General features: G+C 73.7%; 18 protein-coding genes. 10 read left to right on the top strand and 8 right to left on the bottom strand.

The genetic code is table 11. The features are described 5' to 3' along the window. The first annotated feature begins 17 nt into the window (after window positions 1-17). Genes ACQP2P_RS06505 through ACQP2P_RS06495 form a run of 3 tightly spaced genes read left to right on the top strand, consistent with a single transcriptional unit; the run spans window position 18 to window position 1,060 of the window. Window positions 18-383 (top strand): YidH family protein, encoded by a 366-nt coding sequence (locus tag ACQP2P_RS06505; protein WP_433619009.1) that lies wholly within the window; start codon window positions 18-20, stop codon window positions 381-383. Further along, a complete protein-coding gene (locus tag ACQP2P_RS06500) occupies window positions 380-673 on the top strand; it encodes a DUF202 domain-containing protein (protein ID WP_433614024.1) in 294 nt (97 codons plus the stop codon). Before ACQP2P_RS06505 ends, ACQP2P_RS06500 begins: the two co-directional genes overlap by 4 nt. Before the next feature lie 27 nt (window positions 674-700). Continuing rightward, entirely contained in the window at window positions 701-1,060 is a 360-nt protein-coding gene (locus ACQP2P_RS06495; RefSeq protein WP_433614023.1) for a PLDc N-terminal domain-containing protein, read from the top strand. A gap of 10 nt (window positions 1,061-1,070) precedes the next feature. Here ACQP2P_RS06495 and ACQP2P_RS06490 read toward each other — a convergent pair whose 3' ends face one another. Further along, complete coding sequence (locus ACQP2P_RS06490; protein WP_433614022.1) at window positions 1,071-1,955, bottom strand: diacylglycerol/lipid kinase family protein; 885 nt, start codon at window positions 1,953-1,955, stop codon at window positions 1,071-1,073. Beyond that, window positions 1,952-2,734, bottom strand: coding sequence for a DUF1206 domain-containing protein (locus ACQP2P_RS06485; RefSeq protein WP_433614021.1), 783 nt, complete (start codon window positions 2,732-2,734; stop codon window positions 1,952-1,954). The genes ACQP2P_RS06490 and ACQP2P_RS06485 overlap by 4 nt, the downstream gene beginning before the upstream one ends. A gap of 66 nt (window positions 2,735-2,800) precedes the next feature. Between ACQP2P_RS06485 and ACQP2P_RS06480 the strand changes: the two genes are divergently transcribed. The 3 genes from ACQP2P_RS06480 (at window position 2,801) to ACQP2P_RS06470 (ending at window position 6,909) form a co-directional block, all read left to right on the top strand. Further along, on the top strand, window positions 2,801-4,213 hold the full coding sequence (locus ACQP2P_RS06480; protein ID WP_433614020.1) for a phosphatase PAP2 family protein: 1,413 nt from the start codon (window positions 2,801-2,803) through the stop codon (window positions 4,211-4,213). A gap of 446 nt (window positions 4,214-4,659) precedes the next feature. Beyond that, the gene (locus tag ACQP2P_RS06475; protein ID WP_433614019.1) at window positions 4,660-6,177 is read left to right on the top strand and encodes a phospholipase D-like domain-containing protein; all 1,518 of its coding nucleotides are present in this window, start codon (window positions 4,660-4,662) and stop codon (window positions 6,175-6,177) included. A 51-nt stretch (window positions 6,178-6,228) separates the two neighbouring features. Next, entirely contained in the window at window positions 6,229-6,909 is a 681-nt protein-coding gene (locus tag ACQP2P_RS06470; RefSeq protein WP_433614018.1) for a phosphonatase-like hydrolase, read from the top strand. 4 nt (window positions 6,910-6,913) lie between these two features. Here ACQP2P_RS06470 and ACQP2P_RS06465 read toward each other — a convergent pair whose 3' ends face one another. The 4 genes from ACQP2P_RS06465 to ACQP2P_RS06450 form a co-directional block, all read right to left on the bottom strand. Beyond that, the gene (locus ACQP2P_RS06465; protein ID WP_433614017.1) at window positions 6,914-8,536 is read right to left on the bottom strand and encodes an acetolactate synthase; all 1,623 of its coding nucleotides are present in this window, start codon (window positions 8,534-8,536) and stop codon (window positions 6,914-6,916) included. Between the two features lie 25 nt (window positions 8,537-8,561). Then, on the bottom strand, window positions 8,562-10,298 hold the full coding sequence (locus ACQP2P_RS06460; RefSeq protein WP_433614016.1) for an Hsp70 family protein: 1,737 nt from the start codon (window positions 10,296-10,298) through the stop codon (window positions 8,562-8,564). A gap of 207 nt (window positions 10,299-10,505) precedes the next feature. After that, on the bottom strand, window positions 10,506-12,281 hold the full coding sequence (locus ACQP2P_RS06455; RefSeq protein WP_433614015.1) for an Hsp70 family protein: 1,776 nt from the start codon (window positions 12,279-12,281) through the stop codon (window positions 10,506-10,508). A gap of 10 nt (window positions 12,282-12,291) precedes the next feature. Further along, complete coding sequence (locus tag ACQP2P_RS06450; protein ID WP_433084116.1) at window positions 12,292-12,762, bottom strand: DUF6232 family protein; 471 nt, start codon at window positions 12,760-12,762, stop codon at window positions 12,292-12,294. Between the two features lie 64 nt (window positions 12,763-12,826). On the opposite strand from ACQP2P_RS06450, the gene ACQP2P_RS06445 reads away from it, so the two are divergent. Further along, window positions 12,827-13,600 carry an enoyl-CoA hydratase/isomerase family protein gene (locus ACQP2P_RS06445; RefSeq protein WP_433614014.1) on the top strand — a complete coding sequence of 258 codons (774 nt, stop codon included), beginning with the start codon at window positions 12,827-12,829 and terminating at the stop codon, window positions 13,598-13,600. A gap of 2,184 nt (window positions 13,601-15,784) precedes the next feature. Here ACQP2P_RS06445 and ACQP2P_RS06440 read toward each other — a convergent pair. Then, window positions 15,785-16,570: an ABC transporter ATP-binding protein gene (locus tag ACQP2P_RS06440; RefSeq protein WP_433084112.1), complete on the bottom strand. Its 786-nt coding sequence runs from the start codon at window positions 16,568-16,570 to the stop codon at window positions 15,785-15,787. Window positions 16,571-16,649: 79 nt separating this feature from the next. On the opposite strand from ACQP2P_RS06440, the gene ACQP2P_RS06435 reads away from it, so the two are divergent. Next, window positions 16,650-17,618 (top strand): ATP-binding cassette domain-containing protein, encoded by a 969-nt coding sequence (locus ACQP2P_RS06435; RefSeq protein ID WP_433614013.1) that lies wholly within the window; start codon window positions 16,650-16,652, stop codon window positions 17,616-17,618. Window positions 17,619-17,697: 79 nt separating this feature from the next. Further along, on the top strand, window positions 17,698-18,681 hold the full coding sequence (locus tag ACQP2P_RS06430; protein WP_433614012.1) for an ABC transporter permease subunit: 984 nt from the start codon (window positions 17,698-17,700) through the stop codon (window positions 18,679-18,681). Between the two features lie 30 nt (window positions 18,682-18,711). Here ACQP2P_RS06430 and ACQP2P_RS06425 read toward each other — a convergent pair whose 3' ends face one another. Beyond that, a complete protein-coding gene (locus ACQP2P_RS06425) occupies window positions 18,712-19,884 on the bottom strand; it encodes an ROK family transcriptional regulator (protein ID WP_433614011.1) in 1,173 nt (390 codons plus the stop codon). A gap of 198 nt (window positions 19,885-20,082) precedes the next feature. On the opposite strand from ACQP2P_RS06425, the gene ACQP2P_RS06420 reads away from it, so the two are divergent. Next, a complete protein-coding gene (locus tag ACQP2P_RS06420; protein ID WP_433614010.1) occupies window positions 20,083-21,534 on the top strand; it encodes a glycoside hydrolase family 3 protein in 1,452 nt (483 codons plus the stop codon). The last annotated feature ends 2 nt before the right edge of the window (window positions 21,535-21,536 follow it).

Below are 21,536 nucleotides of genomic sequence, written 5' to 3'. Positions count from 1 at the left end.
ACTGACGAGCCATGACCATGTGGTCGGCGATCCGATCCTGGTTCGACCCGGACGAGGTCCGCTCGGAGGGCACCACCCCCGACTACCGCTTCTCGCTGGCGAACGAGCGCACGTTCCTGGCCTGGATGCGCACCGCGCTGGCGCTGATCGGCGGCGGGCTCGCGGTCGCGCAGTTCCTGCCCGAGCACCGCCTGCGCATCGTGATCTCGGTCTCACTGCTCGCACTCGGGGGCCTCGTCGCGGTCCGGGCGATCGACCACTGGGCCCGCAGCGAGAAGGCGATGCGCAAGGGCGAGGCGCTGCCACCCTCACGCTTCCCGGCCATCCTCGCGCTCGTGGTCACCGCGGGCGCGGCCGCGCTGCTGCTCGCCACGCTGCTGTGAGCGACACGCCCCCGGGCGCCCAGCTCGAGCGCACCCAGCTGTCGTGGCGGCGGACGCTGGTCTCGGTGACGGCGGTCGCGCTGCTGCTCGCCCGGCTGGCCGCGGTACACCTGCGAGATCTGGCGGCCGCGTGCGCCCTCGCCGCCGTCGGGCTGGTCTGGGCCGCCGCCGTGGCGCTCGCGCTGCGCCGGATGCGGTCGGTGGCCACCCCGATCGGGCGGGAACTGCCGTGGATGGTCGCGCTCATCCTGCTGTACTGCGCGATGGGCACCCTCTTGCTGGTGTCATGACCCCCGTTGCTGCGTCATGATGGCGCCATGGGACGCGCACTGCCCTTCTTGATCGTGCTGGTCGTGACGCTGTACGCGCTGATCGACTGCCTCTCTTCGGAGCGCGAGGACATCCGCGGGCTGCCCCGGCCCGTGTGGGTGCTCGTGATCCTGCTCGTGCCGGTCGTCGGCCCCGTGGCGTGGTTCTTCGCCGGGCGCCCGGTGTCGCTGGAACAGCGCGCGGGCGTCGTCGCGGGCGGGCGGGCCCGCAAGAAGGTGGCCGCCCCCGACGACGACCCCGACTTCCTGCGCGGCATCGACACGGCCCAGTCGCGCAAGGACGCCGAGCTGCTGCGCCGGTGGGAGGAAGACCTGAAACGCCGCGAAGACGACAATCCGGGCGCGTAGCCCGGATCGCTCACGGCACGCAGACGACCAGCGCTCCGGGCCGGACACGTGCGGCCAGCCGCCGCGCGGGCGCGATCACGTCCCCGTCGAGCTCCCGCGGCTCGTCCCGCGCCGCGTGGATCTCGACGGATCGCGCCCGGAACGTCTCCAGCCCGTGCGTGGCCGGGCCGCGCCGGAGCAGTACGCCACCCGCCAGCCGCACCCAGTCCCCCACGTGGCGGGGAGTCAGCACCGCGACGTCCAGGCAGCCGTCGTCCGGCTCGGCGTCGGGCAGCAGCGGCAGCCCGCCCTGCAGCCTTCCGACGTTGGCGACGAGCACGCTGGTGGCCCGCCGGTGCAGCCAACGCCCGCCGTCGAGGCGGATGCGCACCGAGGCCCGGTGGCGGGTGAGATTGCGCAGCCCGGTCGCGACGTAGGCGGCCCAGCCGAAGCGCGCCTTGGCCGTGTCGGGCGTGTCGCCGACCATCGCCGCGTCGAAGCCCATGCCCGCCATCACGGCGAACACGCCCACGCCCTCGACCTCCCCCACGTCGATGCGGCGCCGCGTGCCGGTGATGGCGACCGCGACCGCCTCGGCGACGTCGCGCGGGATGCCGAGGTTGGTGGCGAGCAGGTTGCCGGTGCCGGAGGGCACGAGCGCGACCGCGATGTCGGTGCCGGCCAGCTCCCCGGCGACCGCCATCACGGTGCCGTCGCCGCCGCAGACGAGCACGACCTCCACCCCGGCCGCCGCGGCCTCGCGGGCCATGCCGCAGCCCGGGTCCTCGGGCGTCGTCTCCAGCCACAGCGGCTCGGGCCAGCCGGCCTCGGCGAGCGCCCCGCACAGCTCACGGCGGCGCTCGTCGAGGTCGAGGACCTTCGACGGGTTGATCACCACCGCCGACCGGACGCTCACGAGCCGACCTTGCGGTACTTGGCCTGGAAGAAGCAGTAGACGCCGAACGCGGCCACGCCGAGCGCGACGGCGAGGAGCAGGAACTTGCCGAACGGCTGCCCGGCGAGGGTGTGCAGGGCCGCGTCGAGGCCCCGCGACTTGCCGGGGTCGTTGGTGACCGCCGCGTCGATCAGCAGATAGCCCACGATGCCGAAGGCGATACCCTTGGCCGCATAGCCGATCTGCCCCGCGCGGATGGCCGCCTGGCGCCCGTGCGCCCCGGCGAGGCGCAGCTTCTTGGCGAACTTGCGCTTGAGGCCGTACCACATCATCCCGATGCCGAACCCGAGCACGACGAGCCCGGCCAGCCCGACCAGCCACGCCCCCGCGGGCTTGGCCATGATCCCGGCGGCCGCCGCCTGCTGCTGGTTGGCGCTGGACGCGGGCGCGCCGAGCACCACCTTGCCCGCCGTCCACGCCAGGGCGCCGTAGACGACCACCCGGGCGCCGGAGGAGACGCGCTCGAAGACGCGCTCCTTGCCGTGGCTGTCGCGGTGGCCCCAGACGGCCAGGATGGCCTGCCACACCGCGAGGGCCACGAGACAGACGATCACGAACCACAGCAGCACCTCACCGAAGGGCTGCTCGGCGAGCTTCTGGAAGGCGCCGGACTGGTCGCCCTCCTGCCCGCCCTGACCGAACGCGATCTGCGCGGCGACCCAGGCGAGGGCGAGGTGCAGCAGCCCGTAGCCGATGAACCCGACCTTCGTCAGGTACTTCAGGAGATCGTTGTTCGTCATGTTCTGCCAATCCCCATCCTGGGCATGTTGGCAAACGTGAGACGTGACAAGGCGACTCTGACCAGAATGACAAGTTTCGGCGTCGCGGCCCTGCTGTTCAGCCTCCTGGTGATCGCCGTGCGCGTGCGCTGGCTGCCCCTGGAGTCCGTGGACCGCGGGGTCGCCAACGGCCTCAACGCCTGGGTCGCGCCGAGCGCGTTCCTGGTGCACCTGATGGGCGGGATCAGCCGGCTGGGCAGCTTCGGCGTGCTCTCCTGGCTGATCGTGATCGCCGCCACGGTACTGCTGGGGCGCCGCCGATACCGCCTGACCGGCTTCCTGCTGGCCACAGCGCTCGGCGGGCTCGTGCTCGACCCGGTGCTCAAGCACGCCGTCGGCCGCCTGCGGCCGGTGGTCGAGCAGCCCGTCGCGCACGGGGGCGGCAACAGCTTCCCCAGCGGGCATTCGCTGAACTCGTTCATATGCTACGCCGCGCTGCTGCTCGTCTTCCTCCCGGCGCTCAAGCCCAGGTGGCGCCGCCCGGTGCTCATCGCCGTCGGCGCGATCGTGGTCCTGATCGGCTTCAGCCGGCTCGCGCTCGGCGTGCACTTCGTGTCCGACGTGCTGGGCGGCTGGTCGCTGGGCGTGGCGTGGGTCGGGCTCTGCGCGGCCGCGTTCGAGCTGTGGCGGTACGAACGCGGCCAGAGCGTCACCGCCCCGCTGGCCGAGGGCCTCGAGCCCGAGGCCGCCGACGACCTCCGCCCGACCGAGCAGCACCCGCACGAGCCGGAGCGGGCCGGGCACGGGCGCGCCTGGGTGCTCGCCGGGCTCGGCGTGGCGTGGGTGCTGACGTTCGGGGCGCTGGTCGCGCTCGGCCTCCCGCTCGCGCACTACCGCGACGGCAACGGCAACATCCTGGGCGACCGCACGATCCCGCACTGGTTCGCCGGGCACCGCGCGGACATGCTCGGCCACGTCACGATCGTCGGCAGCGAGGTCGGCAACACCCACGCGATCCTCGCCATCGGCCTGGTCATCGGCGCCCTCGCGCTCGCCGTCGTCCGCCGCTGGCGCCCCGTGATCTTTCTCGTCACGGTCATGTTCGGCGAGCTGAGCCTGTTCCTGGGCGCGGCCGCGATCGTCGGGCGGGCGCGCCCGGACGTGGAGAACATGGACGGGCCGATGCCCACCTCCAGCTTCCCGTCCGGCCACGTCGCGGCGACGATCTGCATCTGGGCCACCGCGGCCGTGCTCGTCCTGCCGCGCACCCGCGCGTGGTGGCGCTGGCTGTTCGTGGCCGCGGCGGTGCTCATGCCGCTGTGGGTGGCGGTGTCGCGGATGTACCGCGGCATGCACCATCCCACCGACATCCTGGGCAGCTGCGTGCTCGCCGGGCTCTGGGTCACCGCCGTGTGGTGGCTGCTGCGGCCCAACCGCGACCTCGCGGCGGAGCCGGACCCCGCGCGGAAGCCGGAGCTGGCCGAGGCGGCCGCGGCATGAGCGGTCCGGAGCGAAGCGGAGGGGCCGCTCATCAGCAGCACAGCGAGACGCTCGTGCGGCCGGAGCGAAGCGGAGGTCGCATGAGCGGCCCGGAGCGAAGCGGAGGGGCCGCTCATCAGCAGCACAGCGAGACGCTCGTGCGGCCGGAGCGAAGCGGAGGTCGCATGAGCGGCCCGGAGCGAAGCGGAGGGGCCGCTCATCAGCAGCACAGCGAGACGCTCGTGCGGCCGGAGCGAAGCGGAGGTCGCATGAGCGGCCCGGAGCGAAGCGGAGGGGCCGCTCATCAGCAGCACAGCGAGACGCTCGTGCGGCCGGAGCGAAGCGGAGGTCGCATGAGCGGTCCGGAGCGAAGCGGAGGTCGCATGAGCGGCCCGGAGCGAAGCGGAGGGGCCGCTCATCAGCAGCACAGCGAGACGCTCGTGCGGCCGGAGCGAAGCGGAGGTCGCATGAGCGAGTGGTTCCTGAGCGCGGAGGAGCGGGGCAACCCGCACACCCGGCTGGCCCCGTGGACCGACGGCAACGCGGTGCGCCCGCTCATCGACGGCCGCGAGTACTACGACGCCCTCCTGCCCGCCATCCGCGGCACCCGCCGCGGCGACCTCATCATGTTCACCGACTGGCGCGGCGACCCCGACCAGCGCCTCGACGGCGACGGCACCGAGGTGTCCCGGGTGCTGTGCGAGGCGGCCGAGCGCGGCGTGATCGTCAAGGGCCTGGTGTGGCGCTCGCACTTCGACCGGCTGCAGTTCAACGAGGAGGAGAACCAGCACCTCGGCGACGAGATCGAGGCGGCGGGCGGCGAGTGCCTGCGCGACATGCGCGTCCGCGCGGGCGGCTCGCACCACCAGAAGTTCGTGGTGCTGCGCCACCCGGGCCGCCCCGAGCGCGACGTCGCGTTCGTGGGCGGGATCGACCTGTGCCACAGCCGGGGCGACTCCCACGAGCACGAGGGCGATCCGCAGGCGATCACGATGGCGCCGGTGTACGGCCCCCACCCGCCCTGGCACGACGCGCAGGTCGAGCTGCGCGGCCCGGCCGTGGGGCAGGTCGAGGCGACGTTCCGGGAGCGCTGGACCGATCCGACCCCGCTGTCGCGCAACCCCTTCTTCCGCCTGCACGACCGGTTCTACCACGAGGACACGCACCCCGATCCCCTGCCGGAGCAGCTGCCGGACCCGCCGCCCGCCGGAGATCTCAGCGTGCAGCTGCTGCGGACGTATCCGCACAGGCGCTCGGGCGCCTACCCGTTCGCCCCCGACGGCGAGCGCAGCGTGGCCCGCGGATACCGCAAGGCCGTCGCGCGGGCGCGGCACCTGATCTACATCGAGGACCAGTACCTGTGGTCGCCCCAGGTCGCCGAGTGCTTCGCCGACGCGCTGCGCACCACGCCGGGGCTGCACCTCGTCGCCGTCGTGCCCCGCCAGCCCGACGCACCGGGCAAGATCGGCAAGATCCCGCAGCTGTACGGCCGCGAGCGCGCCCTCGCGATACTCGACGAGGCCGGCGGCGACCGCGTGCACGTGTTCAGCCCCGAGAACGCCGACGGCACGCCGATCTACGTGCACGCCAAGGTGTGCATCGTCGACGACGCCTGGGCGACCGTCGGCTCCGACAACGTGTCGCTGCGCTCGTGGACCCACGACTCCGAGCTCACGTGCGCGGTCGCCGACCCTACCGGGCGGTACGCACAGTCGCTGCGCCGGCGGCTGGCCCGTGAGCACCTCGGCACCGACATCGACGGCGATGACCACGAGACGTTCATCGGCGCCTTCGAGCGCGCGGCCACGGAGCTGGAGCGCTGGTACGCCGAGGGCCGCACTGGCCCCCGGCCGCACGGGCGCGTGCAGCGCTACGAGGCACCGCGCCTGAACTGGTGGACCCGGCAGTGGTCCGGGCTGCTCTACCGCTTCGTGCACGACCCCGACGGACGCCCGCACGGCATGCGGCGGGCGGGTGCCTTCTGACGGTTTTGTGCCGTTCACGCTCCGGTCTCTTCGCCGTGCTCCCATCGCGTGATGACCGCGTGGCAACTCGCCTGCATCGACATGGCAGGCACTACGGTGCGTGATGACGGCCTGGTCGAGCAGGCCTTCACGGTGGCCTTCGCCGGGGAGGGCGTCGCCCCCGGCACCGCCCGGCACGAGCGCATGCTCGCCGTCTTGCGCAAGACGATGGGGCAGAGCCGGATCGAGGTGTTCCGCCTCCTGCTCGACGGGGACGAGCAGCGGGCCCAGGCCGCCAACGAGACGTTCGAGGAGGCGTACGGGCTGCTCGTCGACGACGGCGCCGTGCTGCCGATCCCGGGCGCCATCGAGGCGATCAAGACGCTGCGCGCGAACGGCGTCAAGGTGGCACTGACCACCGGCTTCGCCCGGGCCACCCAGGAGGCGATCATCGACGCGCTCGGCTGGTGGGGCCAGGTCGACCTGGTGCTCTCCCCCGCCGACGCCGGCCGCGGCCGCCCCTTCCCCGACTTCATGCTCGTCTCGGCGCTCAAGCTCGGGGTCGAGGACGTGCGCCGCATGGTCGTCGTCGGCGACACGCCCCTGGACCTCATCGCCGGCCGGCGCGCGGGCGCGGGCCTGCTCGTGGGCGTGCTCACCGGGGCCGGCGACCGGCAGGCGCTGCTGGCCGCCGGCGCGCACGAGGTCATCGGCTCGATCGGCTCCCTGCCCCGGTTGCTGGGGCTGGAGTAAGCGGCTACGCGAGGTTCGACGAACGCGGGTAGGCGTCCTCGGGGTCCGTCAGGACGTTCACGAGATAGGGCACCCCGGCGGAGAACGCGCGTCCGAGCGCCCCGGCGAGATCCCCGGGCTTCTCGACCGTCTCCCCGGCGCCCCCGAGCGCCTTCACCACGTCGTCGTAGCGCAGCCCCGGCTGCAGGTCGGCCGCGAGGTCGTAGCCGTAGATCTGGCGCATCGGGTGCTTCTCCAGCCCCCAGATGCCGTTGTTGCCGACCACGATCACGACCGGCAGCCGGTGGCGCACGAGCGTCTCGACGTCCATGAGCGAGAAGCCGGCCGCGCCGTCGCCCATGAGCACGCAGATCTGCCGGTCGGGGTAGGTCACCCGCGCCCCCATCGCGTAGCCCATGCCGGTGCCGAGGCAGCCGTACGGCCCCGGGTCCAGCCAGGTGCCGGGCCGCGCGGGCTCGAGGTACTTGCCGGCGTAGGAGACGAAGTCCCCGCCGTCGCCGATGGTCACCGCGTCCTCGGCCAGCACCTTGCGCAGCTCGCCGTAGACGCGGCTGGGCTTGATCGGGTCGGTGTCGGCCTCCAGGGCCTCGGTCTCGCGCCCCCGGGCCGCGTTCTCCGCGGCGCGCAGGGTCGCGATCCACTCCTCGTGGTCCGCCACGAGGCCGCCGTACGCCGCGAAGGCCGACAGCACCAGGCGCAGATCGCCCGTGGGCGCCGCGGCCGGGGTGACGTGCGCGGCCCGCTGCGAGGGCGCGTCGGTGACGTGCACGACCTGGGCCCCGCCGAAGTCACCGAAGTTCAGCCGGAAGTCCAGCGGGGTGCCGACGACCGCGACCACGTCCGCGCCGCCGAACGCGGGCTTGCGCGCCCGCGCGAACGCCAGGGGGTGCCCGGGCGGCAGGCAGCCGCGTCCCATGCCGTTGGCGAAGACCGGAATCCGCAGCGCCTCGGCGGCCTCGCGCAGCGCCGCGGTGGCGTCGCCGGCCCACACGTCCGATCCCGCGACGATGACCGGGCGCTCGGCCGCGGCCAGCAGGCTCACGGCGCGGTGGACCTCGTCGGGGTCGGGCTCATCGGACGGTACGACTGCCGGATCTTGTTCTTGGATACCGTCCGCGGTGGAGAAGACCACCTCGAGCGGCAGGTCGACGAAGACCGGCCCCCGGTGCGGGGTCAGCGCGGTGAGCGCGGCCGCGCGCATCCGCGCGTAGACCTCGTCGGTGGAGAAGATGGTCTCCGCGTGCTTCGTGACCGCCCGGACGATCGGGAGGTGGTCCATCTCCTGCAGGCTGCCCGAGCCCCAGCGGAACTGCGGCGCGCGGCCGCCGAGCACGACCACGGGCGCGCCGTTGAACATGGCACTGGTCAGGCCGGAGACGCCGTTCGTGACGCCGGGGCCGGCGGTGAGCACGGCCAGGCCCGGCCGCCGCTGCAGCTTCGCGACCGCCTCGGCCGCGAAGACCGCGGACTGCTCGTGGCGCACGTCGACGACGCGCACGCCGGCCCGCTTCGCCGCGTCGTACAGCGGGAAGACGTGGCCGCCGGAGAGGGTGAACATCTCGTTGACCCCGAAGCCGCGCAGCGCCGCCAGCGCGAGGTCCCCGCCGTGCCCGTCGATCGTCGTCATGCGCGAATCCTACTCACGTTCGCCGCTACGAGGGGTTCGAGTGCAACCACTCCTGCAGCAGCGGGGGCAGGTGATCGGTCGTCAGGTAGTACGAGATCACGCCGGCGACCAGCGGAACGGCGACGAGCAGCACGACCACGAACAGCACGCGGAAGAACCGGGCGGCCGGGCCGCGGCGCGGCTTGCCGCCGGAGTACACGTGCGCGTGGTCGGCGACGCGCTGCGGCTGCGGCTGCGGTCTCGGTGGCTGCGGCGGCTGCCGCTGGGGCGTCTCGTTGCGGAAGGCGCGGCCGTATTCGTCGTAGCGCGTCACCGACTCGGGCACGCCGCCGCCGGAGCCGTAGACGCGCCCGGCGCTCACGGGCCGGTTCGGCGGCGCCGAGACCGGCGGCGACGACACCGGGGGCGGCGACGAGACCTGGGGCGGCGCGGAGACCGGCGGCGGCACGGAGACCGGGGCGACGGGCGGCGTGTGCGGCCACATCGGGCTCTGGGCGGGCGGGGCCGAGACCGGGGTGCCGAACCGGCTCGGGGGCGGCATCGAGAACGCCGGCGGCGTGGAGACCGGCGGGGCCGAGACCGGCGGCTGCACCGCCTGCTGCTCCGGCCGCTCCCACGGGAAGCCCGGCACCTGCGGCAGCACGCCCGTCGACGGGCCCGGGGCGGGCTGCGCGCTCGGCTGGGTGGACTTGGAGCCGGTGAGCATGCTGCCCTCGGCCACGACGAGCTCCGGCTGCTCGATCGCGGTCGGCGCGGTGCCGAGCATGCGGTGCAGCAGCGTGGCCACGAGCGGCATCCGGCTGGAGCCGCCGACCAGGAACACGCCCGCGACCGAGCCCTCGGCGAGCTGGGCCCAGCGCATCACGCCCTGGGTCACGCGCACGGTCTGCTCGATCATCGGCCGCGCGAGGGTCTCGAGCTCCTCCCGCGTCAGGTGTACGTCGAAGTTGAGCAGCGGAATCGTGAGGTCCGACGCGGGCTGGCGGGAGAGCCGCTCCTTCGCCACCCGTGCGTCGTCCCACAGCAGGCGGCGGTGCCGGCGGTCCTCGACGGTCTGCGGGCTCATGAGCCGCGACCACTCCTGCGGCGCGCGCGGCTCGCAGATGGTGCCGATGTGCTTGACCACGGCGTTGTCCACGTCGATGCCGCCGATGTCGTCGCGGCCGTCGACCGCGAGCGCCTCGAAGCCGTCCGCGGTGCGCGCGACCACGCTGGCGTCGAACGTGCCGGCCCCGAAGTCGTGCACGACCACGACCGAGCCGATCTTCACCTCGTGGCCGAGGACCTGGGTGAAGTAGGCGGCCGCCGCGACCGGCTCGGGCACCAGGCGCACCCGGCCCAGGCCCGCGGCCTCGGCGGCGTCGGCGATCGCGAGGCGGCGGGTCGCCCCCCAGGACGCCGGGATCGTCACCGTCGCCTCCGGCACGACGTCGCCGACCGTGCGCACCCACTCGTCCCGGACCCGGCGCAGGACGGCCGCGATGAGCTCCTGGACCGGCACCTCGCGGTCGCCGAGCAGCACCGTGCCGTCGTCGATGCGCCGCTTCGGGTTGGGCTCGAAGCGGGCCGGCTCCAGGCGCGCGCTGTGCACGGCGTCGCGGCCGACGATGATCGCGCCGCCGGGCTCGGCATAGACGGCCGAGGGCAGCAGCGGCGACCCGTCGAAGATGAGGGGCCGGGAGCGCCCGTCCGGCCACCGCACGACGGCGACGGTGTTCGAGGTGCCGAAGTCGACCCCGAGCCGGATCCCTGGCGTAGGCATGCCGTGCAGTCTAGGCCGCGCTCACGACCCGGCCTGCCTGTCGGCCGGCTCCAGGGCAGCCGCCGTCGCGCGCGCCTGGCGGCCCGGGCCGCCGCCCGGACGTCCGGGGCACGCTCACGACCCGGCCTATCTGTCGGCCGGCACCAGGGCAGCCACCGTCGCGCCCACCTGGCGGCCCGGGCCGCCGCCCGGACGTCCGGGGCGCGGTCACGACCCGGCCTGCCTGTCGGCCGGCTTCGGGGCAGCCGGTTTCGGGGGGCGCCGCGTCCAGCGCCTCGACGCGGGCAGCAGGAGCATCGCCGTCGACAGGCCGAACACCACCGCGGGCACGAGCGTCCAGGGGCCGCCACCGGGCGGGGTCAGCGCCGCGTTGCTGACGGCCACGACGAGGCAGAGCGCGAGGGGGTACCAGTGATGCCCGCTCGCCGGCCGCCGCGCCCGCATGGCACCGTTGATGAGCAGCGTGCCCGCGACCGCGCAGATGCCCGCCCACTCCAGGGCATCGGTGGTGAGCTGGTCGATGCGCGCCTCGTCCCACTCGGGCGGCGGGTTGTCGCGCAGGAGCTGCGGCAGCCCGGCGGCGAGCAGGAGCAGGCCGGTGAGCAGGTAGAGCAGGATGCCGTAGGTCGTCATGAACGCCGCCGGCCAGCGGATCGACCACGGGCCCTTGCGGACCGGGATCGGGGCCACGGGGTAGTACAGGATCTGCGGTGGGGGCGACGGCAGGTAGACGGGCCGCGGAGAGACCGGGTACGGCGGCGGCATCGGGCTGACCGGGACCGGGCTGGCCGGCATCGTGCTGGCGGGTGGTGGGCTGGCGGGCAGTGGGCTGACGGGCGTCGGGCTGACCGGACGCGCGGGTGGCGTCGCGGGCGAGACCGGCAGCGCCATCGGCTCGGAGCGCGGCGCCTGCTCCGGCACGATCTGGCCGGTCTTCGTGGTGCGCACCGCCTTGCCGACCAGCACGGCGCCCTCGGCGACCACCATCTCCGGCTGCTCGATGGTCACCGGCGCCCGCCCGAACTCGCGGTGCAGCTCGGTCGCGACCAGGGGCATCTGGCTCCCGCCGCCGACCAGGAAGATGCCCGCGACCCGGTCGGCGGCCAGCCGCGACAGGCGCAGCGTCTCGGCGAGCGAGCCGACCGAGCGCTCCACCAGCGGCCGGGCGGCGTGCTCGAACTCTTCCCGCGTCACCGGTACGTCCACGTCGAGCACCGGCACCATGACCGTCACCGATGCGGCCCGCGACAGCCGCTCCTTGGCCTCCCGCGCCTCGTCGCGCAGCCGCCGGCTCGCGCGCGGGTCGGCGCTCACCCGGGCCCAGTCGTCCGCGGGGAGGGCCCGGCTCACGAGCCCGACGACGAGCTCGTCGAAGTCGAGGCCGCCGAGGTCGTCGCGTCCGCCAACGGCGCGCACGTCGAAGCCGGCCGCGGTCCTGGCGACCACGCTGCCGTCGAACGTGCCCGCGCCGAGGTCGTACACGACGACGCCCGAACCCACGGGAACCATGTGCTTCAGGACGCTCACGAAGTAGGTGGCCGCGGCGACCGGCTCGGGCACCAGCACGGCCCCGGGCAGCCCGGCCCGGCGCAGGGCCTCGTGCAGCGTCGCGCGCCGCGTCGAGGCCCAGCCGGCCGGGTGAGTGACGGTCACCGCGCCGGGCACGCCGCCGGCGGTTCGGGAGAACTCGGCCAGCACCCGCAGGAACACCGCGGTCATCATGTCGGCCACCGCGACCGTCTGCTCCCCCAGCAGCACCGACCCGTCGTCGATGCGGCGCTTCGGGTTCGGCTCGAACCGCTCGGGCGCGCGGCGGGCGGCGTGCACCGCGTCGCGGCCCACGACCAGCCCCTGCTCCTCGAGCGTCACGGCGGAGGGCAGCAGCGGCGAGCCGTCGAACAGCAGCGGGCGGGTGCGGCCGTCGGGCCAGCGGGCCACCGCGACCGTGTGCGACGTGCCGAAGTCCACGCCGAGGGCCACCATGCCGCGCAGTCTAGGCGGACTGCTCGACCGCCCGCTGGAGCGCTCGATAGATCTGCCCGAATTTGGGGGCGTCGGTGGTCGAGTAGATCATCGAGTCCCCGTCGGTGGTGCGCACCCAGATCTCGTGCACGCCCTTGCCGTGGTCGTGGGCGCGGTCGAGCAGGTCGAGCAGCCCCTCCAGGCAGAACGCGACCACGCCGCCGATGACGATCACGGCGAGGATGCCGCCGGCGATGTACATCGTGCGCTGCTCCCCGCGAAAGTCGATCCGCCGAGCCGCCATCGCGGCCGCGACCAGCAGCCCGATGACGAGGAGCACGGCGCCGCCGCGGGTGCCGATCATGTACGCCCCGTGCCGCAGCCGGCCCGTGCGCTCGTGCCAGATGTAGGTGAGCGTGTCGAGGGGATACCAGGCTTCAGCGACGCGCACACCGCCGGAGCTGATGTGCACCACGTTGTCGCGGTAGTACGTGGTGGCCATGGCACCTCAGACGGTACAGGCGAATACGCTCCGGGCAACGACAACGACGTTGAGGAGACACAAGGTGACTTCTTTGGTCAGGCTCGAGGCCGCGGACGGCATCGGCACCATCCGGCTCGATCGCCCGCCGATGAACGCCCTGAACATCGCCGTGCAGGAGCAGCTGCGCGCGGCCGCCCAGGAGGCGACCGCACGCGACGACGTGCGCGCGGTGGTCATCTACGGCGGCGAGAAGGTCTTCGCGGCCGGCGCCGACATCAAGGAGATGGCCGGCATGGGCTACGCCGAGATGTCCGCCCGCGCGGGCGCGCTGAGCTCCGCCTTCGACGCCGTGGCACGCATCCCGAAGCCGGTCGTGGCCGCGATCACCGGCTACGCCCTGGGCGGCGGCTGCGAGCTGGCCCTGACCGCCGACTGGCGCGTCGCCGCGGAGGACGCCCAGCTGGGCCAGCCGGAGATCACCCTGGGCATCATCCCCGGCGCCGGCGGCACCCAGCGCCTGGCCCGCCTGGTCGGCCCCGCCCGCGCCAAGGACCTGATCATGTCGGGCCGCTTCGTCCCCGCCCCCGAGGCGCTGGCGATGGGCCTGGTCGATCGCGTCGTACCGCGCGCCGACGTCTACGAGGCCGCCCTCGCCCTCGTCCGCCCCTACGTGAACGGCCCGGCCCTGGCCCTGCGCGCCGCGAAGCAGGCGGTGGACGGAGGCCTGGAGATGGACCTCGCCTCGGGCCTGGCCTGGGAGAGCCAGCTGTTCGCGGGGTTGTTCGCGACCGAGGACAAGGCCGAGGGCATGACCGCCTTCGTGGAGAAGCGCAAGCCGTCCTTCGGGGGCCGCTGAGTCTCAGCCGCATCGGGGCGCCGCGACTCCAACGGATCCGGCGCCCCTCGCCACCCCCGCGCGGGCGGTACGGCCCGCGCCGCGACTCCAACGGAGCCGGCGCCCCTTGCCGCCCCGCGCGGTTGGTACGGCCCGCGCCGCGACTCCAACGGAGCCGGCGCCCCTCGCCACCCCCGCGCGGTTGGTACGGCCCGCGCCGCGACTCCAACGGAGCCGGCGCCCCTCGCCACCCCCGCGCGGGCGGTACGGCCCGCGCCGCGACTCCAACGGAGCCGGCGCCCCTTGCCGCCCCGCGCGGTTGGTACGGCCTGACCTCGCCACCGTCGCGCGGCTTCGACCCGCAGGGAGCCCACTGATTCCGGATTGCCGAATGATGACCCGCGGCTTCCGGTTCCAATTGTTCACCATTTGCGCCGAGGCATGTGACGGGATCGCGGGGTTCGGTCGCGGGCTGGGATAATTTTGGCATGGGGCAGATGCAGTTGTTCAGTTCTCGGGAATTGGCTGCTATGCGGGATCGGACAAAGGCGCGGAATTGGTGGCCGGGGAAGGACGAGTTCCGCCGGGAGGCTCAGCGGCGGCGGGAATGGGGGCTGGCGAGACGGCATGCGGAGAAACTGCGCCGCCTCCACGGTCCTGCAGGAACCGCCGGGTCTCGTCCACACCAAATCGTCGGGGAAAATCGCGCCGGCGTCCACTCGAAACTCGCAGCCGCGCTTCCCGGACGCAACGATTCCGCGCATCCGGGCCGCGTAGTTTCACCGCCGGATCGCCATTGCGTGACGCCGGCCGCCGAACGCGATCCGAAATCGACTGGGACACCATCGCCCCATTCACGATCAGTCCGACCTGAACCTATGGCAACGGCGCGGCAGTCGAACAGTCGGACCCGCTTCGACGGTCCCCGCCATATCGGATTTTTCGCCTGTCAGGGTGTTTGTCGCTTCCGTCAGCATGGATCGCCCATCGTGATTGCGCACCCTCGCGAACGCGGGGCAGACACCCACGGACGGCGGCACCCGCACGGAGACGAGCCGCGGCGCGGCCGCGAGGCTGACGCAAACGCAGTGGCCACCTGGGGCACAGGCTGGGTGCGGCACACAGACACTGCGGCACGCAGCCGTGCGACGCAAACGTCACGCCGCGAGGGCGCGGGCGCCACGGGGCACGACGCACGGCACGGCGCACGGCGCACGGCGCGAAGGAGAAGGCGCGAAGGAGAAGGCGCGAAGGAGAAGGCGCGAAGGAGAAGGCGCGAAGGAGAAGGCGCGAAGGAGAAGGCGCGAAGGAGAAGGCGCGAAGGAGAAGGCGCGAAGGAGAAGGCGCGAGGGCGCGGACGCGAGGGGCCAAGGCGCCACGGCGCGAAGGTGCGAACGCCACAGAGCCGCAGCCGGCAGCGACGGCACGGGACGGACACGGCGCACAGCCGGAACGGCACAGCGCAGCGCAAACGCCACTCTGCGAGGCGACGACACGACGGCGCGGACGCCACGGCCCGAGCGCGAGGGCGCGGACGCCGCGACCCGAGCGCGGACGCGCGGCACACGCGGCGCGGACGCGCGGCACACGCGGCGCGGACGCGCGGCACACGCGGCGCGGACGCGCGGCACACGCGGCGCGGACGCGCGGCACACGCGGCGCGGACGCGCGGCACACGCGGCGCGGACGCGCGGCACACGCGGCACGGACGCGCGGCACACGCGGCACGGACGCGCGGCACACGCGGCGCGGACGCGCGGCACACGCGGCGCGGACGCGAGGCACACGCGGCGCGGACGCGAGGGCCAACTTCAGCCCGGGGTGGACTTGACACAAAGGCGCAGCGCACGCCACGGTGCGACGCCAACACCACGGCGCGAGGACGCGGTCCCACGGCACGTCAGCGGGCACGGGCGGCGCGGACGCCACGGCGTGAGGGTGCGCGGCCTTGATGGCCCGGACGCCACCGGGCGTGGGCGCGGACGTGACGGAGCGGCAGCAGGCATGGCCAGCGCGGACGCGACCGGACGCGGCGCACGAACGCAGCGGCACAGGGCGCCAGCAGGCGCGAAGGCGCGAAGGCGCGAAGGCGCGAGATAGGCGCGGCGCGGACGTGAGGGCGCCTACGACAGCGCGACGACGCGGCAGCAGGCGGCGCGCAACCCCGAACGCCACCGGTGGCGAAAGCTCGGCGGCAGGTGGGCGCTACGCCTCGGACTGGGCGTGGAAGCGGCCGTCCACCGTCGTGAGCTTCAGTGGCATGCCGAACGCCTTCGACAAGTTGTCGGCCGTGATTGTGTCGTGCAGCAGGCCCTGCGCCACCACGCCGCCCTCGCGCATCAGCATGGCGTGGGTGAAGCCGGGTGGAATCTCCTCCACGTGGTGGGTGACCAGCACGATGGCGGGAGCGTCGGGGTCGGCCGCCAGATCGGCCAAGCGGCGCACCAAATCTTCCCGGGCGCCCAGGTCCAGACCGGCCGACGGCTCGTCCAGCAGCAGCAGCTCCGGGTCCGTCATGAGGGCCCTGGCGATTTGTACCCGCTTGCGCTCACCCTCCGACAGGGTGCCGTAGACGCGGTCGGCGAGCGCCGCGACCCCGAGCTGGTCGAGCAGGGCCAGGGCGCGGCCCTCGTCCATGCGGTCGTACGCCTCGCGGTAGCGCCCGACCACGGCCCACGACGCGGTCAGTACCACGTCGCGCGCGGTCTCCTCGAAGGGTAGGCGCAGGGCGTTGGAGGAGAAGCCGAGGCGGGTCTTGAGCTCGGCGATGTTCGTCCGGCCCAGCTGTTCGCCCAGCACGGTGACCGTGCCGCTCGACGGGTGCATCCGCGCGCCGGCGAGGTTGAGCAGCGTGGTCTTGCCGGCCCCGTTCGGGCCGAGGATCACCCAGCGCTCGTCCAGCTCGACCTGCCAGCTCACCGATCGGATGAGATGGTTGCCGTTGCGGGTGACCGTCGCATCGTCGACGGCGATGACAAGGTCATCTGACACGTGCCAATCCAATCACGCCGCACATATCGACGACTGGCGGGGCCACGCCGACGTGACGAAGGCCGTATTCTGCGCTCCGATGACACCCGCACTGGAAATCGACGGTCTGGTCAAGACGTACCAGAGCGTGTTCGGCCGACCGCGCGCCGCGCTCGACAAGCTTGACATGCTGGTCGAACCGGGACAGATCCACGGGTTCCTGGGACCGAACGGCTCGGGCAAGTCCACGACGCTCAAGACACTGCTCGGCCTCCTGCGCGCCGACGGCGGGCACATGCGCATCTTCGGCGAACCCGTGCCGCGGTTCCAGGCCGCGATGGCGGCGCGGGTCGGCGCGATCGTCGAGGCGCCGGCGTTCTTCGGCAACCTGACGGGGTACAAAACCCTCTCCCTGCTGGCGAAGGCCGGCGGGGTGCCGAGGCAGCGGGTGGGGGTCGTCCTCGACCAGGTCGGGCTCGCCGATCGCTCCGAGGACATGGTGCGGTCCTACTCCCTCGGCATGCGCCAGCGCCTCGCGGTCGCGTCGGCGCTGCTGAAGAACCCGGACCTGCTCATCCTCGACGAGCCCAACAACGGGCTCGACCCCGCGGGCGTGCGCGAGATGCGGGATCTGCTGCGCGGCCACGCGGAGCAGGGCAAGACGGTCGTCATCTCCAGTCACATCCTGGCCGAGATCGCCCAGATCTGCGACTCCGTCACGATCATCTCCCGCGGCCGTACGGTCGCCGCCGGCCCGGTCTCCGAGGTCCTCGCGGTCGCGGACAAGGGCTCGTACCGTGTGCGCGTCGACGACCACCAGCGCGCCGCCCAGATCCTGACCGAGGCGGGCGCGGACGTGAGCATCACCGGCGACCACCTCGTCGTGCACGACCTCGCGGAGCCGGCCTGGGTGTCGTACACGCTGGGCGTCCACGACATGTGGGTGCGCGAGCTGTCCCCGGTCGCGCAGCTGGAGGACGCGTTCCTGACCATCACGGGCAGCGGCTCCCGCGGCTCCTTCCGGCCCGTGGACGACTCCGAGCGGACCCCGCAGGAGCGGCCGGCATGAGCGGCACGCAGCGACGCGCAGTGGCCACGCATCAGGGAGGCGGGCCGAACGTACGCCGGAGCGAAGCGGAGGTGTCGGCATGAAGCACCTGTTCGCCGCGGAGTGGTCGCGGCTGTTCGCCCGCCGCATCACCCTCGTGACCGGGGTGCTCGTCGGCACGCTGCTGGCCTTCCTCACGTTCGGCTTCACCCTCACCGGCAGCAGCCCGACCGCGGCCGAGCAGGCGGCCGCCGCGGAGCGCGCCGGCCCGCTCGCGCAGCTGTGGGACCAGCGCACCGAGCACTGCGGCCGCGTCCAGAGCGGCCTGGAGCAGGCCGAGCCGGGCGAGGACCTGCCGAAGGCGTGCGACTACGGCCCGCGCCCGACCGCCGACTCGCTGCTGGACTACGGGTTCTCGTTCCACCGCCAGTGGCCGTCGCTGTACTACGGTGCCGCCGTCCTGTTCGCCCTCGCCGGCTTCGTGCTGGGCGCCTCGTTCGTGGGCGTCGAGTGGAGCTCCGGCGGGATGTCCGGTCTCCTGCTGTGGGCCCCCCGCCGCGGCGCCGTGCTGGGGGCGAAGCTGCTGGCCGTCGTCTCCGGCGTCGCCCTCATGACGGTCGTGTACCTCGGGCTGTGGACCGCCGCCTTCCTGGCCCTGGCCCCGGGCGGCGAGAACGTGAGCCGGATGAGCGCGCCCGAGTTCGGCTCGCTGCTGCTCACCGGCCTGCGCGTGGTGTTCGTCGCCATGGCCGGCACCGCGCTGGGCTTCTCGGTCGCGTCGATCGGCCGGCACACGTCCGCCGCCCTCGGCGCCGGCATCGCGTACCTGCTGCTGTGGGAGTTCGGCAGCACCGTCGTCTTCACCGTGGTCGAGACCACCGACTACGCGGAGCCGTACCGCCTGTCGAGCTACGCCCGCGCCTGGCTGAGCCTGGGCGTCCTGCCCGACCCGAACGCCACCGCGACCGTGGCCCGGTCGACCTTCAGGGCGACGTGGGAGACGGGCGGCCTGGTGATCGCGGCGGTGGTGACCGCGGTGGCCGCCGCGGCCTTCCTCGCCATGCACCGCCGCGACGCCCGCTGAACGGCTGAACGGCTGAACGGCGTGAAACTTTCACGCCGTCGAGCCGAAGACCTCCTCGCGCACCGCGTCCAGACCCGTCAGGATCGCGCCGTGCAGCACCGGCTCCGAGGACACCTCGGTCGCCACCACGCGCGGTGAGACCACGGCGATCGCGGCGACCTCGTGCTGCACCCGCTGCGCCAGATCCGCCCCGCCGGCCTGTCCCACGTCGCCCGCGAGGACCACGAGCTCAGGGTCCAGCACGAGGCCGACCGAGGCGACGCCGAGCGAGATGCGCCGCGCCAGCTCGTCGAGGAACGGGCTGCCCGCGGTGCCGGCGGCGATGGCCGCCCGGACCGCCTCCGCCGCCCCCGCCGACTTGAACCCGTGGGTCTTGGCGATCGAGCGCACCGCCGCCGCGTCGACCAGGGTGCGGAAGCCGTTCTTCGAGCGCCGGGACACGTCGCGGCTGATCTGGGTGCCGGCGACCGGTAGGTATCCGATCTCGCCCGCGGCCCCGGCCGAGCCGCGGTGCAGGCGACCGCCGAGCACGACCGCGGTGCCGACGCCCCGGTCCAGCCAGACGAGCACGAAGTCCCGCGCGCCGACCGCCGCGCCCGAGTGCTGCTCGGCGATCGCGGCCAGGTTCACGTCGTTCTCGAACATGACGGGGCGGCCGAGGTCCTCGCGCAGGGCGGTGAGCAGGCCGCGGTGCCAGCGCGGGAGGTCCCAGGCGAACGTGATCTCGCCGCTCTTGGGGTCGACGAGGCCGGGCGTGCCGAGCACGATCCGCCGGATGCGGTCGATCGGCGCGCTCGCGGCCGAGGCCGCCTCCACGACGGCGGCGTGCACGACCTTGACCGGGTCGTCGCCGTCGCCGATGGACACGTCGGTGCGCCCGACGATGGCGCCCGTGATGTCCGCCACCCCGGCGACCACGTGCGCGGGGCCGGCCTCGACGCCGACGACGAACGCGGTGGAGGGCACCACGGCGTACATCTGGGCGTTCGGCCCCCGCCCGCCGGCCTGCTCGCCGACGCGGGCCACGAGGCCGCGCTCCTCCAGCCGCTCGACCAGCTGCGACGCGGTGACCTTGGACAGCCCGGTCAGCTCGCCGAGCTGCGCTCGGGTGAGGGGGCCTCGGCTCAGCAGCAGCTCGAGGGCGGCACGATCGTTGAGGGCGCGCAGCAGGCGAGGCGTGCCGGGCAGTCGGGCGGAACTCATCGTGACGAAGACCCCTAGTATTTAGGAAACTTTCCTATTAGCGTGCCACAAGCAACCTATTCGCAGAGCGTACGGCCGGACCCACCGGTCGGCCTACGCACAACCGGTCAGAAAGCTCTTACGATCGTGGATAGCGCACCGGAACGAGTGTGCGGCGCCCGCGCCGTACCCGCGCCCGCGCTGAGGGGGGAACCAAACGTGTCGACCGATCCCGGACTCCACCGGCTGGCCATGGGCACGCTGCTGGGCGCCTTCCGCGGGGAGGAGGCCCCGGCGTGGGCCCTGGACCTCCTCGCCGAGGGGATGGCCGGACACCTGCTCTTCGGCTTCAACATCGTCGAGCGCGACCAGCTCGCGAAGCTGACCGCGAGCCTGCACGCCGTGCGCGACGGCGTGCTCATCGCCATCGACGAGGAGGGCGGCGACGTCACCCGCCTGGCGCACCGGGCCGGCAGCCCCTACCCGGGCAACGCCGCGCTGGGCGCCCTCGGCGACCCCGCCGTCACCCGCAGGGTGTACCGCACCATCGGCGCCGAGCTCGAGGCCCTCGGCATCAACCTCAACCTCGCGCCCACCGTGGACGTCAACACCGCCGACGACAACCCGATCATCGGCACCCGCAGCTTCGGCGCCGACCCGATCGCCGTCGCCACGCACACCGCCGCCGCCGTGCTCGGCCTGCAGGGCGCGGGCGTCGCCGCGTGCGCCAAGCACTTCCCCGGCCACGGCGCGACGCTCGCCGACTCGCACCGCGAGCTGCCGACCGTGGACATCGACCCGGCCCTGCTGCGCGGCCGCGAGCTGCCGCCGTTCGTCGCCGCGATCGAGGCCGGCGCCAAGTCGATCATGTCCGCGCACATCCGCGTCCCCGCGCTCACCGGCGACGCCCCCGCGACCTTCAGCCGCGCGGTGCTCGTCGACCTGCTGCGCGGCGAGCTGGGCTTCACCGGCGTCGTGGTGACCGACGCGCTGGAGATGCTCGGCGCGGCCCGCTACGCCGGCGGCATCCCCGAGGGCGCGGTGCTGGCCCTGGCCGCGGGCGCCGACCTGCTCTGCATCGGCGCCGACATCGACGAGCAGATCACGCGGGCCTGCGCGGACGAGATCGTCGCGGCCGTGCGCGACGGGCGCCTGCCGCTCGCCCGCCTCGAGGAGGCCGTGGCGCGCGTGGCCGACCTGAGCGCGTGGACGCGCAGCGGCGACCGCACCGACCGCGAGGAGCCGGGCCTGGGCTACCCCGCGGCCCTGAGCGCCGTGCGGATCGAGGGCACCCACGACCGCGCGACCGCGCCGCTGATCGTCCAGCTCGAGTCCGAGTCGTCGATCGCCGCCGGCCGCGTGCCGTGGGGCCTCGGCCCGCACGTCAACGGCACCGAGCAGCTGCGCGTCGTGGCCGCCCAGGCGGACCCGGCCGAGCTGCGCGCCCGCGCGGGCGCCCGCCCGATCGTGGTGGTCGGCCGCAACGTGCACCGCCTCCCGGGCGCCCGCGCGCTGGTGGAGACGCTGGCGCAGACCCACGCGGTGACCGTGGTGGAGATGGGCTGGCCGTCGTCGTGGCGCCCGAGCGGCGCGAAGGCGTTCATCACGACCTGGGGCGCGAGCCACGCCAACGGCCGCGCCGCCGCGGAGACGCTCGGCCTGGCCGCATAACC

Origin of the sequence: Dactylosporangium sp. CA-139114 (assembly GCF_050955725.1) — a bacterium.
Taxonomy (GTDB): Bacteria; Actinomycetota; Actinomycetes; order Mycobacteriales; family Micromonosporaceae; genus Dactylosporangium.
Note: the sequence above shows the minus strand (reverse complement) of the source record. Positions and strands in the feature narration are given on the sequence as shown.